The 15479-nt window shown below is 70.3% G+C and carries 13 protein-coding genes and 1 riboswitch; of the genes, 4 read left to right on the plus strand and 9 right to left on the minus strand.

Features of this window, described 5'->3' with window-relative positions; translation table 11 throughout:
- Positions 1–55: 55 nt before the first annotated feature.
- The 4 genes from DEJ49_RS27675 to DEJ49_RS27690 form a co-directional block, all read right to left on the minus strand.
- Entirely contained in the window at positions 56–733 is a 678-nt protein-coding gene (locus DEJ49_RS27675) for a response regulator (RefSeq protein WP_150186622.1), read from the minus strand.
- A complete protein-coding gene (locus tag DEJ49_RS27680; RefSeq protein ID WP_223833014.1) occupies positions 730–2421 on the minus strand; it encodes a sensor histidine kinase in 1692 nt (563 codons plus the stop codon). Before DEJ49_RS27680 ends, DEJ49_RS27675 begins: the two co-directional genes overlap by 4 nt.
- Before the next feature lie 28 nt (positions 2422–2449).
- A complete protein-coding gene (locus tag DEJ49_RS27685) occupies positions 2450–3424 on the minus strand; it encodes a sucrase ferredoxin (protein WP_150186623.1) in 975 nt (324 codons plus the stop codon).
- A gap of 96 nt (positions 3425–3520) precedes the next feature.
- On the minus strand, positions 3521–4789 hold the full coding sequence (locus tag DEJ49_RS27690) for a citrate synthase family protein (protein ID WP_150186624.1): 1269 nt from the start codon (positions 4787–4789) through the stop codon (positions 3521–3523).
- Positions 4790–4909: 120 nt separating this feature from the next.
- Between DEJ49_RS27690 and DEJ49_RS27695 the strand changes: the two genes are divergently transcribed.
- A complete protein-coding gene (locus tag DEJ49_RS27695; protein WP_150186625.1) occupies positions 4910–6106 on the plus strand; it encodes a citrate synthase/methylcitrate synthase in 1197 nt (398 codons plus the stop codon).
- Between the two features lie 138 nt (positions 6107–6244).
- On the opposite strand, the gene DEJ49_RS27700 is transcribed toward DEJ49_RS27695, so the two are convergent.
- The 4 genes from DEJ49_RS27700 to DEJ49_RS27715 all read right to left on the minus strand — a co-directional run bounded on the left by DEJ49_RS27700 (position 6245) and on the right by DEJ49_RS27715 (position 8298).
- Positions 6245–6490 carry a hypothetical protein gene (locus DEJ49_RS27700; RefSeq protein WP_223833015.1) on the minus strand — a complete coding sequence of 82 codons (246 nt, stop codon included), beginning with the start codon at positions 6488–6490 and terminating at the stop codon, positions 6245–6247.
- A gap of 141 nt (positions 6491–6631) precedes the next feature.
- On the minus strand, positions 6632–7294 hold the full coding sequence (locus DEJ49_RS27705; protein WP_150186626.1) for a DUF6082 family protein: 663 nt from the start codon (positions 7292–7294) through the stop codon (positions 6632–6634).
- Positions 7295–7408: 114 nt separating this feature from the next.
- Positions 7409–7645 carry a hypothetical protein gene (locus DEJ49_RS27710; protein WP_150186627.1) on the minus strand — a complete coding sequence of 79 codons (237 nt, stop codon included), beginning with the start codon at positions 7643–7645 and terminating at the stop codon, positions 7409–7411.
- A gap of 92 nt (positions 7646–7737) precedes the next feature.
- On the minus strand, positions 7738–8298 hold the full coding sequence (locus DEJ49_RS27715) for a DUF6082 family protein (protein WP_150186628.1): 561 nt from the start codon (positions 8296–8298) through the stop codon (positions 7738–7740).
- A gap of 315 nt (positions 8299–8613) precedes the next feature.
- On the opposite strand from DEJ49_RS27715, the gene DEJ49_RS27720 reads away from it, so the two are divergent.
- Positions 8614–9741 carry a CobW family GTP-binding protein gene (locus DEJ49_RS27720; RefSeq protein WP_150186629.1) on the plus strand — a complete coding sequence of 376 codons (1128 nt, stop codon included), beginning with the start codon at positions 8614–8616 and terminating at the stop codon, positions 9739–9741.
- On the opposite strand, the gene DEJ49_RS27725 is transcribed toward DEJ49_RS27720, so the two are convergent.
- Positions 9704–12160 carry a DNA topoisomerase (ATP-hydrolyzing) subunit A gene (locus tag DEJ49_RS27725; protein WP_150186630.1) on the minus strand — a complete coding sequence of 819 codons (2457 nt, stop codon included), beginning with the start codon at positions 12158–12160 and terminating at the stop codon, positions 9704–9706. The two genes, DEJ49_RS27720 and DEJ49_RS27725, sit on opposite strands and share 38 nt — an antisense overlap.
- A 224-nt stretch (positions 12161–12384) precedes the next feature.
- On the opposite strand from DEJ49_RS27725, the gene DEJ49_RS27730 reads away from it, so the two are divergent.
- Together DEJ49_RS27730 and DEJ49_RS27735 are read left to right on the plus strand one after the other, a co-directional pair.
- Positions 12385–13731 (plus strand): M16 family metallopeptidase, encoded by a 1347-nt coding sequence (locus tag DEJ49_RS27730; RefSeq protein WP_150186631.1) that lies wholly within the window; start codon positions 12385–12387, stop codon positions 13729–13731.
- Complete coding sequence (locus DEJ49_RS27735; protein ID WP_150186632.1) at positions 13728–15113, plus strand: M16 family metallopeptidase; 1386 nt, start codon at positions 13728–13730, stop codon at positions 15111–15113. The genes DEJ49_RS27730 and DEJ49_RS27735 overlap by 4 nt, the downstream gene beginning before the upstream one ends.
- A 194-nt stretch (positions 15114–15307) precedes the next feature.
- A riboswitch (cyclic di-AMP (ydaO/yuaA leader) is annotated at positions 15308–15470 on the plus strand.
- The last annotated feature ends 9 nt before the right edge of the window (positions 15471–15479 follow it).

Genomic DNA, 15479 nt, shown 5'->3' on the forward strand with positions numbered 1-15479 from the left:
TCCCCCCACGTGAGGGGAAGGCGGCCCGCTCGGCACGTCGGGTCTTCGCGGTGTCTCAGGCGCTGGCCGCCCACTCGTAGCGGTGCTCGGGGCGGCCCGTGTCGCCGTACTTGAGGCTCAGCCGGACTCTGCCCGTGCGCTCCAGGAGCTTCAGGTAGCGCTGTGCCGTCTGCCGGCTCAGTCGGGTGCGGTCCGCCAGCTCCTGGGCCGACAGCGGCCCCTCCGCGGCCATCAGGGCCCGGCGCACCAGCTCCGCCGTCGTGGGGGAGTGCCCCTTGGGGAGCTCGGGCGCGGGAGTCGACGACAGGGCGCTGAACATGCGGTCGACCTCGGCCTGTTCGGCCTCGCCGCCGCTGTCCAGGGTGCGGCGCAGGGCGGCGTACGCGTCGAGCTTCGCGCGCAGACCCGCGTAGGAGAACGGCTTCACCAGGTACTGGAGCGCACCGTGGCGCATCGCCGCCTGCACGGTCGCGACGTCGCGCGCCGCGGTCACCATGATCACGTCCGTCTGGTGGCCCCGCTCCCGCAGGCTGCGTACGACGGAGAGTCCTGTCTCGTCCGGCAGGTAGTGGTCAAGCAGCACCAGATCGACGGGCACGTCCTCGACGAGGCGCAGGGCCTCGGCGGCGTTGTGCGCCTTCGCGGCCACGCGGAAGCCGGGGATCTTCTCCACGTAGGCGGCGTTGACGTCCGCGACGCGGGTGTCGTCGTCCACGACGAGAACCTCGATCATCGTGGCTCCTCGGGGACGCGGGTCATCGTCGCTCCTTCGTGCTGTGGACCGTTCTGCTCGTCCGCCGTGGCGATCCCGGGCTCCGTCAGCCCCTCGGGCAGTACGACGGTGAACTCCGCGCCGCCGTCCGGAGCTTCACCGACGCGTGCGCTGCCGCCCTGCCGTTCGGCGAGCCTGCGGACCAGGGCGAGACCGATGCCGCGTTTGCCGTGAGCGGGCGGCTCCTTGGTAGTCCACCCCTCCGTGAAGATCGTCTCTCGCTGTTCCGCGGGCACTCCCGGGCCGGAATCGCGCACCTGTAGGACCACGGTGCGCCCTTCGGTGCGCAGATCGACCTCCACGCGTGCGTGGCGGGTGCCGGCGACGGCGTCGAGGGCGTTGTCGACGAGGTTCCCGACGATCGTGACGAGACCGCCCGGATCGACGAGGCGGTCCGGCAGGGCGGTGTCGCGCCGTACCGAGAGAGCGACGCCGCGCTCCGTCGCCACGGTCGCCTTGCCGACCAACAGGGCGGCGAGCAGCGGATCGTGGATCTTCTCGGTGATCTGCTCGGCGGTCACCCGGTGGGCGCCTGCGACCTCGCCGACGAACTCCGCGGCCTCCTCGTACATCTCCAGTTCCAGCAGCCCGAGGAGCGTGTGCATGCGGTTGGCGTGCTCGTGGTCCTGCGCGCGCAGGGCGTCGATCAGGCCTCGGGTGGAGTCGAGCTCCCGGCCGAGTTGTTCGAGCTCCGTGCGGTCGCGCAGGGTGGCGACGGCGCCGCCGTCGTCCATGGGCATGCGGTTGGCGACCAGGACGCGCTGCCCGCGCACGGTCAGCAGATCGGTTCCGGTGACCCGGCCGGCGAGCACGTCGGTCGTACGCCCGTCCCCGAGCGCTTCGTCGAGCGGCTGCCCGATCACCTCCGTACCGAGCCCGAGGAGACGCTGCGCCTCGTCGTTGAGCAGCCGGATCCGGCCGGTCCGGTCCAGCGCGACGACTCCCTCACGGATGCCGTGCAGCATCGCCTCGCGCTCGGCGAGCAGCGCGGAGATGTCGGAGAAGGCCAGGTCGCGGGTCTGCCGCTGCACCCTTCGGGAGATCAGGTACGCGGCGAGCGCACCGACGGCCAGGGCCCCGCCCGCGTAGGCGAGCAACCCGGGGATCGAGTGGACCAGACGGGCCCGCACGCTGTCGTACTCGATGCCTACGGAGACAGCGCCCACAATGTCCCCGCCCGCGTCCCTCAATGCCACCTTGCCGCGGGCCGAGCGCCCCAGCGTGCCGTTGTCGATCTCCATGACATCACGCCCGGCGAGGGCGTCGCTGGGGTCCGTCGAGACGACCTTGCCGATCTGGCCGCGGTCGGTGTGGGACCAGCGCACGCCTTCCTTGTTCATGATCACTACGTACTCGGCGCCGCTGGCCCGCCGGATCCGCTCGGCCGCCTTCTGGACGGGTCCTTCGGCCGTGGGCGGGGACGACGACAGGTCCTCGGCGAGGCGCGGCTGGGCGGCCGTCGTCTGCGCGATGGCCAGCGCCCGGCGCATCGCCTGGTCGTCGAGCTGGTCGCTCAGCGGCGCGAGGAAGAGGCCGGTGGCGAGCACCGCGACCCCGGCCGCGATGGCCAGCTGCATGAGCAGCACCTGCGAGAACACACGCCGCGGCAGGCCGAGGCGCAGGCGTCGCGCAGGGGAGGTCGGGCTCATGTGTACGAACGGTACGGCCGCGACGGGGCTACTTCGAAGTCACTGTGGCGGGGATCTCGTACGTGGGCCCGTCGGCGCTCTCGGGGATCGTCCGCACGGCCACGACGTCCATCCGCGCGGGTGAGCCGAGTTCCGCGCCGCAGCTCTCCGGGCGGGGCGGCAGCGACACCTCCTGCGCGACGGTGACGCGCCACCGGCGGCCGTCCGCGTGCGCGACGGTCACCTCCCAGGGCGACGCCTTTCCGTCCGCTCCGGCCGCCCTGTCCGTCGCGACGACCCGCAGGGCGTCGGCCGCGTCTTCGCCCGTCTCCTCGCGCACGGCGAGCTCGGCGGCCTGCCCGGGCCGCTCCCAGGCCGAATTGCCCCGGCAGCCCTTGGTGAGGACGCGGCCCGCGCGTGCGGCGTCGAGGACTTCCTTGACGGCGGGTGTCTCCATGCGGCCGTACGCATATCCGTAGGGCAGCACGAGCAGGGTGGGCGAGAAGCGATGACCACCCAGATGAGTGGTTTCCCAGGTGCCCTCTGCCTCGGAGGCGGCGAGGTCGGCGGCGAGCGGCCGGCCGAGCAGGGCACAGCAGCGGTCGCGCTTGCCGTTCGTGCACACGAGCGCGAGCGGGTCGCCGGTGTGCGGGGCGCCGAAGCCGCCGTGGTCGCCCGCGCCGAGGGCGGCGAAATCGAGGTCCAGCAGCTGACGGGGATCGTCGAGCACCGTGCCGCGCAGCCAGGTGCGGCCCGGGACGGTGTGCCCCACGTAGACCTGGTGCCGGGCCGCCGCGTGACAGTCCGCGTGGCGTCCGGGGCGGCGGATCAGGGCGATGCGCACGCCGGTGCCCTTGGCGGCCCTGTCCAGGGCGCGGCCGAGCTCCGGGTCGAGGTGGCTGGACGTCAGGGCCTTGGCGCCCCAGGGGCCCGGCTGTTCCAGCAGGAGCCATGTCCGGGCGGTGGCCGCGGTTCCCGCGAGCGGTTCGGACAGGTCCCGCGAGGCGGTCGCACACGTACTCACGCAGGCGAGCCTAACCCCCGCTGCTTCCCGGGTCCTTCAGGCACCGTCTGCCACCGCTGGTGGGCCTCTGGGGCGGGCCGGGCGACGCGGAGGGCGTCACGTCCCCGAGGCGGCCTGCGGGGAGGGCATCGGCTGGGGCGGGCGAAGACCGACGTACTGGCCGCTGGGACGCATCCGCAGCGGATGCTCCTGGTACTCCTCGAGAGCGTGCGCGATCCAGCCGGCCGTGCGTGCCACCGCGAAGATCGTCTCGCCCGCCTCCGCCGGCATCCCCGTGGACGACGTGAGGACGGCCAGGGCGAGGTCGACGTTGGCCCGCAGGTCGGTGTGGCGGGCGGTGGTGGCGACCACGTCGCGTGCCGCCGCCAGGGCGGGGGCGGCCTTGGGCATCCCCTCCAGGAGGGCGAACAAGGCCTGCGCGCGCGGGTCCTCGTCGGGGTAGAGCCGGTGGCCGAGCCCCGGGACCCGGCGGCCCGCGCGGAGTTCGTCGGCGACCACGGGAGCCGCGCTGCCCCGGTCGAGCACTTCGAGCAGCATCCGGTGGGCGAGCCCGCTCGCCGCGCCGTGCAGGGGGCCTTCCAGGACGCCGAGTCCTGCGGACACCGCGGCGTAGGGGTGGGCGCGCGCCGAGGCCGCGACGCGGACGGCGAGCGTCGACGCGGCGAGGTCGTGGTCGACGAGCAGCGCGAGTGCCGTGTCCAGGGCCTCCAGCGCGGCCTCGTCGGGCTCGATGCCGGTCAGTCTGGCCCACAGGCGGCGGGCGAGCGGGCCTGCGTCACGGTGCATGGGCAGGACGGGCGGAAGCGCGGTGACGAGGGTGGGGATGAGGGTGCGCGCGGTGCCGATGACGGCGTCTTCGGAGAGGTCGAAGCGGAGCGGGTCGGCGGCAGCGGCGGCAATGGCGGCGACGCGCAGCCGGTCGGTGGGGCCGCTGTGCTCGGGCAGCGCGTCGACGGCGCCGCGGGCCGCGGCGACGGTCTCCTCGGGGGCGGTGAAGTCGACGCCGGGGCGCAGGACGCCCGTCCACAGCCACTCGGCGACCTCCTCGTAGGAGTGGTCCAGCGCGAGCTGCGCGGCGTCGACACCGCGGTAGTAGTAGCGGTCCTTGTCGATGAGCGTGATGCGGGTGCGTACGGAGAGCTCGTTGGCCGCGGTCGGTGCGGCGGGTTCGCGTCGGTTCCTGCGGGCCAGCGCCTCGACCTCCTTGACGTCGAAGGTGCTGCCGCGGGAGCCGGGGCCGCGGCGGCTGCTGAGCTGTCCGCGGCTCACGTACGCGTACACGGTCTCGGGCTTCACGCCGAGCAGTTCGGCGGCTTCCTTGGTGCTGAGCCGCCGGCTTTCGTGCGTGGTTCCTTGATCCGTCATGGGCGTCACCGTATCCGCATCCCGATACCTGTACGTTCATATTGATCGAATCAATATTGACACAATATCAGTCAAGCATGGACAGTCGAATCAAGTCCAGGGAGGAAGTCGAGGAAGAACATGCCGATCAATGGCTCCACCGCCGCCCCCACCGAGCCCGTCGAGGTCCCACGAGGACTCGCCGGCGTCGTCGTCACCGAAACGGAGATCGGAGACGTCCGGGGGTACGAGGGCTTCTACCACTACCGCCAGTACTCGGCCGTCGAACTCGCGCAGCAGCGCGGCTTCGAGGACGTGTGGCACCTGATGTTCCACGGCGAGCTGCCCGACGCCGCGCGGAGTGCCGCGTTCGCCGCGCACACCGCGTCGCTGCGTCATCTCCCCGCCGAGGTGCGCGATGCGCTGCCCGCCATAGCCCGCGCCAGTGTCCTGTCGGGCCCGCTCTCGGGCCTGCGCACCGCCCTGTCCCTCTTCGGTGCGTCGCAGGGCTTCCGCCCGGTGTACGACATCGACGACGAACGACGCCGCGCGGACGCCCTGGCCGCGTCCGCCGTCGTGCCGACACTGCTCACCGCGCTGTACCGGCTCGGCCAGGACCTCGACCCCGTGGAACCGCGCGACGACCTGTCGTACGCCGCCAACTACCTCTACATGCTCACCGGTTCGGAACCGGACGCCGCCCGCACCCGGGCGATCGAGCAGTACTTGATCTCGACCATTGATCACGGCTTCAACGCGTCAACATTCACCGCCCGGGTCATCACCTCGACGGGCGCGGACGTCGCGGCCTGTCTGGTCGGCGCGGTCGGCGCGCTGTCGGGCCCGCTGCACGGTGGCGCCCCGAGCCGGGCCCTCGACACGCTCGACGCGATCGGCACCCGCGACCGCATCGACGGCTGGATCCGCGAGCGGGTCCTCGCCGGGGACCGCATCATGGGCTTCGGCCACCCCGTCTACCGCACCGAGGACCCCCGCTCCCGCATGCTGCGAGGCATCGCCCAGCAGTTCGGCGGCGACATGGTGGAGTTCGCGGTGGAGGTGGAGCGCCGGGTCGAGGCGATCCTCGCGGAGCTGAAGCCGGGCCGCGAGCTTCACACGAACGTGGAGTTCTACGCGGGCGTGGTCATGGAACTGTGCGGCCTGCCCCGCGAGATGTTCACGCCGACGTTCGCATCGGCACGGGTGATCGGCTGGAGCGCCAACATCCTGGAACAGGCACGCGACACAAAGATCATCCGCCCGGCGGCACGCTATGTGGGGACGGTTCCTCCGGTGCCAGTGCCGGCACCGGCGCCTGCGGCGCCAAGGCTTACGTAGGCCCGTCGTCGAGAGGGGCCGGCCTTTCAGGCTGTGGCGTGAAGTGGCCATGCCCGGGAGCTGCGAGCGTAAGGCACCCCCGGTGCGCCGCTTCACGCGGAGCTCCGGGGGCGCGGGTCAGCGCGTGCAATTCAGTGCTCAGACATCAGGAATGTCGATCTTGGCGCGAATTAGTGTCTCGCGGGTGATGACCACGATCCGCTCGTCACGCGAACGCCCGGCGTCGGCCGGAAGTCTGCTGTCGAGCGCCGCTGTCCTGTCGGCGCCGATGACGGCGAAAGTGCCGTCACTCAGCTCGAAGATGTCGGGGCATGTGTTGCCGTCGAGGCTGCCGCGCTGACGGGGAGAGGCGCCGATGCGGCGGGTGATGTCTGGTGTGCTCACGAGCGGTAGATTCCCATCTGTCGGGGGCTGTTTCTCGCCGATTCCGCTCGCTGGGACCAGCGAGAATCAGCCAACCTGTGTATCGCCTGTGAGTTCTCCATGAGCACTTCGTGGGACGTCGCCGCGGTGTCCCAGCTTGGTTCACTCGGCGCCGGGCGGAGCGGGGTGCGGCGGCGTGAAGTACGTCGTGGACGCCACGGCGGGGCCGGCGTCCACGGCGCTCGCGTACACCTCGTCGGCGGTGCGCACGAAGGCGCGCATGCGGCGGTCGGAACCCGACTCCGCGAGTCGGTGCCAGGACGCTCCGCTGTTCGCCCAGTAATTACGGCCCACCTCGCCGCGGAAGTAGTCACTCAGGACCGCCCGCAAGGAAGACTCGTTGAGCAGATCGAGTGTGAAGTCGCTCCACCACATGCTGACGATCAGGTTGCTCACGAGAATCTGCCGCCAGCGCTCCTGTGTGACAGGTGTGTTGGGTGGCTCCCAGCACACCAGGAAGGACGGGTCCTGCAAGGTGAGCAGAGTGAGCTGATGGTGATTTGAGCGGTGGGCTGTCTCGTTCTGTATGCGGGTCTGCCGCGACTGGTGGGCGATGGATAGGACGACGCCCATCAATGCGGCGGCCGAGAAGAGAACCGACAGGGCACCGTAGGTCTGGCTGATGTCGCTGAGGCGGTTCCAGTCCAGCGAGCGTGGTGCCAGGCCGTCGAGCAGGAACGGGGTGAAGCAGATGACAGCGAGTGAGGCCAGGGTCACGCAGGCCCATGCCGCGGCGCCGCGAGGCCTGCTGTTGCGTCGGGTCACTGAGGCGTCCTCCTCCGGCCTCAGCCGACCGGGCCGAGGCCGTCCGGTTCGTCGCGGGAACCGGCCGGGAGCGCGGGGGTATCCGTCCCGCGCCCCTGAGAGGTCACCGCTTGGCTACTTATCAGGGATGTCCGCTTTAGCCCTGATCAACGTTTCGCGGCTGATGACGACGATGCGCTCGTAGTCTGCGCGCCCGGCGTCGGAAGGCAATTCTGCTTCCAGGACTGTGGTCCAGTCCGTCCCAATGACGGCGAAGTTGCCATCGTTCAGCTCAAAGATGTCGGGGCACGTCTGGCCGGAGGTGCTGCCGCGTTCACGCGGGGACACACCGATGCGGCGCACGATCTGCAAAGGGATCCTGATCCTCTGATGACGGATGGATGGGGTGGCGGAAGGTTACTCCTCTTGTGGTCGGATATTCCGCCGATATGACCTCTATCGGGTTACTCCGGCGGAGTGCCCACCACCCACCACTCCTCCGTGTCGGATTCATCCAGGTCCTGGATCAAGTGGTCCACCATCCGCCCCACTTGGGCCTCTACGGAGTTTTCTTCGAGGCTCGCCCTGGCGTCCCGGGTGACCTCCCAGTACTCGCGGAAGATGGGATTTTGGAGTGTCCCGCGCAGGTGGCCGAAGAGCTCGACCCGGCTGACGTTGCCGATGCGGTAGGCGAGCAGGGCGTTTGTGTACAGGGCGTTGGCGAAGAGGAACTGGCGATGCTTCGCATGCGGAAGTGAACCCTCGGACGTGTCGAGCACCGCGGCCAGTGTGGGATCCTCCATCGCCTTGCTCAGCAGTTCCCACTGGAGGCGCTGCTGGTTGGCCAGATCGATGTGTCGCTGCGGCTCTCCACGGTCCTTCTGTTCGCACCGGTCGAGCCGCATACGCAACTTCTTGAGCTGATGCTGCTGGTTGAGGAGGACGCCGAGAGCGCCCACGGTCAAGGCCAGCCCCGCTGCGGCGGCAGGACCCACCCCCCGTAACCAAGCCTTCTGTGTGGTCATGTCAACCCCCGAATCGGCGACCGTCCGCCGGTCGTCGGGTGCGGGTCGACAGGGAGCGGACCGGCGAGCGATGGGCGGTGCGCTTGCCGTCTCCCAGGGTGCCGAGCGGCTCTGATCGGCGGGGAGGCGGAGAGGAGGCGCACGGAAGGAAGCGGTGGTCTGACAACCCTGCGCCGTGCCTAACGTGTGCCCCGCGAGCGCCGCTAACAATCGTTCACTCCGCGGCTCGACTACGCGTGCCTATCCTGGCCCCGTCTTCATTCGTCGTACGGAATCCGTCGCGGTCCGTACCAGCGTCGATACGAGAGGTCCGCGTTGAACAGGCAGCAGATCCCGGTCGTCGTCCTCGCCGGCTTCCTCGGCTCGGGCAAGACGACCCTGCTCAACCATCTGCTGCACCACAGCGGCGGCAGCCGGATCGGGGCGATCGTCAACGATTTCGGTTCGATCGAGATCGACGCCATGTCCGTCGCCGGTCAGCTCGGCGACTCGACCGTCTCCCTCGGCAACGGCTGTCTGTGCTGCGCCGTGGACGCCAGTGAGCTCGACGAGTACCTGGAGCGGCTCGCCCGGCCCACCGCCGGGATCGATGTCATCGTCATCGAGGCGAGCGGGCTCGCCGAGCCGCAGGAGCTCGTGAAGATGCTGCTGGCCAGCGAGAATCCGCACATCGTGTACGGGGGGCTCGTCGAGGTCGTGGACGCCGCCGAGTTCGACGCCACCAGGGAGCGGCATCCCGAGGTGGACCGGCACCTCGGGATCGCCGACCTCGTCGTGGTCAACAAGGTCGACCGGGTGCCGGGTGGGGAGCGCGAGCGCGTTCTCGAGGTCGTCCGAGGGCTCGCGGGGCGCGCGGCCGTCGTCTCCGCCTCGTACGGCCGCGTCGACGTGGAGCTGTTCTTCGATCGCGCTCCCGTGGGGGAGCGCGTGGGGCAGCTCTCCTTCGACGACCTTCGCGAGGACGACCACGGTGACCAGCATGACCACCACGACCACGACGGCCATCTGCACTCCGCGTACGAAAGTCTTGCCTTCACCTCCGACGTGCCCATGGGGCCACGCCCCCTGATGGCCTTCCTGGACAGCCGTCCCGAAGGGCTTTACCGCATCAAGGGGTACGTCGATTTCGGTACCGCCGATCCGCGGAACCGGTACGAGGTCCACGCCGTGGGACGGTTCCTGCGCTTCTACCCGCAGCCGTGGGGTCCCGGTGAGCCGCGGCTGACCCAGCTGGTGCTCATCGGGTCGGGCGTCGACGTACTGGCCCTGGAAAAGGAACTGGAGGCCTGTCGCGAGTACGCCCCACAGGCCGCCGACGAGCGGAGCATGTGGGGCGTACTGCGGTACGTGCAGGAGCCGGACGAAGATCTCGGTGAGGAAGAGGGGGCCACCGGCTTCTGGTCGGCTACACCGGCCCCGCCACCGCCGCCACCGGCTTCTTGAGCGAGACGCCCGAGCCGTCGCGGCGCGGGTCGATCTCCGGCAGCTCCGCAGGCGTGCCGTTGCGCTGTGCCGCGTGCGGCGGCGTCGGGCCCGTCCAGGCGAAGCTCAGGCAGTCCTCGCCCTTCAGGAACCGCTGGACGCGCACGCCACCCGTGGCGCGCCCCTTGCGCGGGTACTGGTCGAACGGCGTCAGCTTGGCCGTCGTCTGCACCGAGTCGTCCAGCGTGCCGCGCGAACCCGCCACCGTGAAGACGACCGCGTCCGTCGCCGGATCCACCGCCGCGAAGGAGATGACCTTCGCGCCCTCGGCGAGCTTGATGCCCGTCATGCCACCCGCCGGGCGCCCCTGGGGGCGGACCACCGAGGCCTGGTAGCGCAGGAGCTGGGCGTCGTCCGTGATGAAGACGAGGTCCTCCTCGCCCGTGCGCAGCTCGGCCGCGCCGACGATGCGGTCACCGTCCTTGAGCGTGATGACCTCCAACTCCTCCTTGTTGGACGGATAGTCGGGGACCACACGCTTGACGACGCCCTGCTCGGTACCGAGCGCGAGGCCCGGCGAGGACTCGTCCAGCGTCATCAGACAGATCAGCTTCTCGTCCTTCTCCAGGGTCAGCAGCTCCGAGACGGGCGCCCCTCCGGAGAGGTTGGGTGCGCTCGCCGTCTCCGGCAGCTGGGGAAGGTCCACTACGGAGAGGCGCAACAGGCGCCCACCCGACGTGACCGCGCCCACCTCGCCGCGCGCCGTCGCAGGCACCGCCGAGACGATCACGTCGTGCTTCACGCGCTTGGTGCCGCCCTCGGCGAAGGGCTCGCCGTTGGCCGTACGGGCCAGCAGACCCGTGGAGGAGAGGAGGACCCGGCACGGGTCGTCCGCCACCTGCAGCGAGATCGGGGCGGCGGCGGGGGAGCCGGACGACTCCAGGAGCACCGTGCGCCGGTCGGTGCCGAACTTCTTGGCGACGGCGGCCAGTTCGGAGGAGACCAGCTTGCGCAGCTCCGCGTCCGACTCCAGGATGCCGGTCAGCTCGTCGATCTCGCCGTTCAGCTTGTCGCGCTCGGACTCCAGCTCGATGCGGTCGAACTTGGTCAGGCGGCGCAGCGGCGTGTCCAGGATGTACTGCGTCTGGATGTCGCTGAGCGCGAAGCGCCCGATCAGGCGCTCCTTGGCCTGCGCGGAGTTCTCGCTGGAGCGGATGAGGCGGATGACCTCGTCGATGTCCAGGAGGGCGACCAGGAGGCCGTCGACCAGGTGCAGACGGTCGCGCTTCTTGCCGCGGCGGAACTCGCTGCGGCGGCGCACCACGTTGAACCGGTGGTCGAGATAGACCTCCAGGAGCTCCTTCAGACCCAGGGTGAGCGGCTGGCCGTCGACCAGCGCCACGTTGTTGATGCCGAAGGACTCCTCCATCGGCGTCAGTTTGTAGAGCTGCTCCAGGACGGCCTCCGGGACGAAGCCGTTCTTGATCTCGATGACCAGGCGCAGGCCGTGCGCGCGGTCGGTGAGGTCCTTGACGTCGGCGATGCCCTGGAGCTTCTTCGAGCCGACCAGGTCCTTGATCTTGGAGATGACCTTCTCGGGGCCGACGGTGAAGGGCAGTTCGGTGACGACGAGGCCCTTGCGGCGCGCCGTCACGTTCTCCACGGACACCGTCGCGCGGGTCTTGAAGGTGCCACGGCCCGATTCGTACGCGTCCTTGATGCCGCCGAGGCCGACGATCCGGCCGCCCGTGGGCAGGTCCGGACCCGGCACGTACTTCATCAGCGTCTCGAGGTCCGCCCCCGGGTGCTTGATGAGGTGGCGGGCGGCGGCGATGACCTCGCCGAGATTGTGCGGCGGCATGTTCGTCGCCATGCCGACGGCGATGCCGGACGCGCCGTTGACCAGGAGGTTCGGGTACGCCGCCGGGAGGGCGGACGGCTCCATCTCCTGGCCGTCGTAGTTCGGCTCGAAGTCGACGGTGTTCTCGTCGATCGACTCCGTCATCAGGGAGGTGGCGTCGGCCATCTTGCACTCGGTGTACCGCATGGCGGCCGGCGGGTCGTCGTTGCCGAGCGAACCGAAGTTGCCGTGGCCGTCCACCAGGGGGAGGCGCATCGAGAAGGGCTGCGCCATGCGCACCAGCGCGTCGTAGATCGACGCGTCGCCGTGCGGGTGCAACTTACCCATGACCTCGCCGACGACACGGGCGCACTTCACATAGCCGCGGTCGGGGCGCAGGCCCATCTCGTTCATCTGGTACACGATCCTGCGGTGCACCGGCTTCATGCCGTCGCGGGCGTCCGGCAGGGCACGGGAGTAGATGACCGAATACGCGTACTCGAGGAAGGAGCCCTGCATCTCGTCGACGACGTCGATGTCGAGGATCTTCTCCTCGTACGACTCGTCGGGCTGCGGGGTCTTCGTGCTGCGGCGGGCCATCGCTGCTGCGGCTCCTTCACCAAGCAAGTGCGGGTTCTGACGCCGACCATTGTGGACTGTCCCACTGACAACGCCGACCACGACCCGTGCACCGGCGCTGTCACCCGCGACTACGCCGAGGGCGGAGCGGGAACTTCGTCAGGTGCTGACACGCTTGCATACAGTGGCAGGACTGGCAGCAATTGTTCTGATCCAGCGATGATCCAGCGATCGAAGGGACGTACATGCCCATGGGTCACACGGCCACAGCCGAGGCCGGCTCCGGCGGCCTGAAAGCGACCGAGCACCGGCTGGCCAACGGCCTGCGCGTGGTGCTCTCGGAGGACCACCTGACCCCGGTCGCCGCGGTCTGCCTCTGGTACGACGTCGGCTCGCGCCACGAGGTCAAGGGGCGTACCGGCCTTGCTCACCTCTTCGAGCACCTGATGTTCCAGGGTTCGAAGCAGGTGCACGGCAACGGCCACTTCGAGCTGGTCCAGGGAGCGGGTGGCTCGCTCAACGGCACGACGAGCTTCGAGCGCACCAACTATTTCGAGACCATGCCCGCCCACCAGTTGGAGCTGGCCCTCTGGCTCGAGGCCGACCGGATGGGCTCCCTGCTCTCCGCGCTCGACGAAGAGTCGATGGAAAACCAGCGCGACGTCGTCAAGAACGAGCGCCGCCAGCGCTACGACAACGTTCCCTACGGAACCGCGTTCGAGAAGCTCACCGCGCTCTCGTACCCGGAGGGCCACCCGTACCACCACACGCCGATCGGCTCCATGGCTGACCTGGACGCGGCCACCCTGGAGGACGCCCGCGCGTTCTTCCGTACGTACTACGCGCCCAACAACGCGGTCCTCTCGGTCGTCGGCGACATCGACCCGGAGCAGACGCTCGCCTGGGTCGAGAAGTACTTCGGGTCGATTCCCGGCCACGACGGCAAGCAGCCGCCGCGCGACGGCTCGCTGCCCGAGCGCATCGGCAAGGAGCTGCGCGAGGTCATCGAGGAGGAGGTCCCCGCCCGCGCCCTGATGGCCGCCTACCGCCTCCCGGAGGACGGCACGCGCGCGTGCGACGCCGCCGACCTCGCCCTCACCGTCCTCGGCAGCGGCGAGTCCTCCCGGCTCTACAACCGGCTCGTCCGCAGGGACCGCACCGCGGTCGCCGCCGGCTTCGGTCTGCTGCGTCTCGCCGGGGCGCCCTCGCTCGGCTGGCTCGACGTGAAGACGTCGGGCGACGTCGAGGTCCCCGTCATCGAGGCCGCCGTCGACGAGGAGCTGGCCCGCTTCGCCGCGGAGGGCCCCACCCCGGAGGAGATGGAGCGCGCCCAGGCACAGCTGGAGCGCGAGTGGCTCGACCGGCTCGGCACGGTCGCGGGCCGCGCCGACGAACTGTGCCGGTACGCGGTCCTGTTCGGCGACCCGCAGCTCGCCCTGACGGCCGTACAGCGCGTCCTCGACATCACCGCGGAGGAGGTGCAGGAGGTCGCCGCGGCCCGCCTGCGCCCCGACAACCGCGCGGTGCTCGTGTACGAGCCCGTGGAAGGCGCCGACGAGGGTGCCGAGGAAGAAGAGGAGGCGGCGAAGTGACCGAGGCCGCGACGATGCAGTTCCACCCCCAGCCCCAGGCCGGTACGGCGAAGCCGTGGGCCTTCCCCGCCCCCGAGCGCGGCACGCTGCCCAACGGCCTCACCGTCCTGCGCTGCAACCGCCCCGGCCAGCAGGTCGTCGCCGTCGAGGTCCACCTCGAAGCGCCCCTGGACGCCGAGCCGGAGGGCCTGGACGGCGTCGCCACCATCATGGCGCGGGCCTTCAACGAGGGCACCGACAAGCACTCCGCGGAGGAGTTCGCCGCCGAGCTCGACCGCTGCGGCGCGACCCTCGACGCGCACGCCGACCACCCGGGTGTGCGGGTCTCCCTGGAGGTCCCGGTCTCCCGCCTCCCGAAGGCGCTCGGCCTGCTCGCCGACGCCCTGCGGGCCCCCGCCTTCGCGGACAGCGAGATCGAGCGGCTCGTGCGCAACCGCCTGGACGAGATCCCGCACGAGGCCGCCAACCCGGCGCGCCGCGCCGCCAAGGAGCTCTCCCGGCAGCTGTTCCCGCCGACGTCGCGCATGTCGCGCCCGCGCCAGGGCACCGAGGAGACGGTCACGGCCATCGACTCGGCGGCGGTGCGCGCCTTCTACGAGAAGTTCGTCCGCCCCGCCACGGCCACCCTCGTCGTCGTGGGCGACCTCGAGGGCACCGACCTGGACGCCGTCCTCGCCGACACCGTCGGCGCCTGGACCGGCTCCGCGGGAGAGCCGCGCCCGGTGCCGCCGGTGACCGCCGACGACCGCGGCCGCATCGTCATCGTGGACCGCCCCGGAGCGGTCCAGACGCAGCTGCTGATCGGCCGGGTCGGCGCCGACCGGCACGACCGCGTCTGGCCGGCCCAGGTCCTCGGCACGTACTGCCTGGGCGGCACCCTCACCTCGCGCCTGGACCGCGTCCTGCGCGAGGAGAAGGGATACACCTACGGTGTACGGGCGTTCAGCCAGGTCCTGCGCTCCGCCCCGGACGGGACGGGCGCCGCGATGCTCGCCATCAGCGGCTCCGTGGACACCCCGAACACGGGCCCGGCGCTGGACGACCTCTGGAAGGTGCTGCGCACCCTCGCCGCCGAGGGGCTGACCGACACCGAGCGCGACGTGGCCGTGCAGAACCTGGTGGGCGTGGCCCCCCTCAAGTACGAGATGGCGGCCTCCGTGGCGGCGACGCTCGCCGACCAGGTCGAGCAGAACCTGCCGGACGACTTCCAGGCGCAGCTGTACCGGCAGCTGGCCGCCACGGGCACCGTGGAGGCCACCGCGGCCGTCGTGAACGCCTTCCCGGTCGACCGTCTGGTGACGGTCCTCGTCGGGGACGCCGCGCAGATCGAGGAGCCCGTCAGGGCCCTCGGGATCGGTGAAGTCAGCGTGGTCACCGGCTGAGTGACGGACGACTGAGAGGACCCCGGCGGACCGTTTCGGCCGCCGGGGTCCTCATATGTCCGGATTCATATGCTGGTTGCCTGTCTGCCGTGTGGCGTGCGCTACAAAAGTCGCGTTCTGTTTGTCGATTGAAAGACGATCCGTTTAGCGTCGACCCGGCTGTCCGTCGCGCAGTACGCCGCATCCGCGGCACCGGGCAGTCATCGCCGAGTCCCCGTACGGCGCGAGCCAGGGGAGCCGGGGACCCACATGTCCCCTGGGGTGAATCGGGAACCTTGCCGTGAGGCGAGGGACTCGTAGGAGACCTTCCTGCTCCGAACCCGTCAGCTAACCCGGTAGGCGAGAGGGAAGGAAAGGAACACCCGC

Source organism: Streptomyces venezuelae (genome assembly GCF_008642335.1).
Classification (GTDB): domain Bacteria; phylum Actinomycetota; class Actinomycetes; order Streptomycetales; family Streptomycetaceae; genus Streptomyces; species Streptomyces venezuelae_F.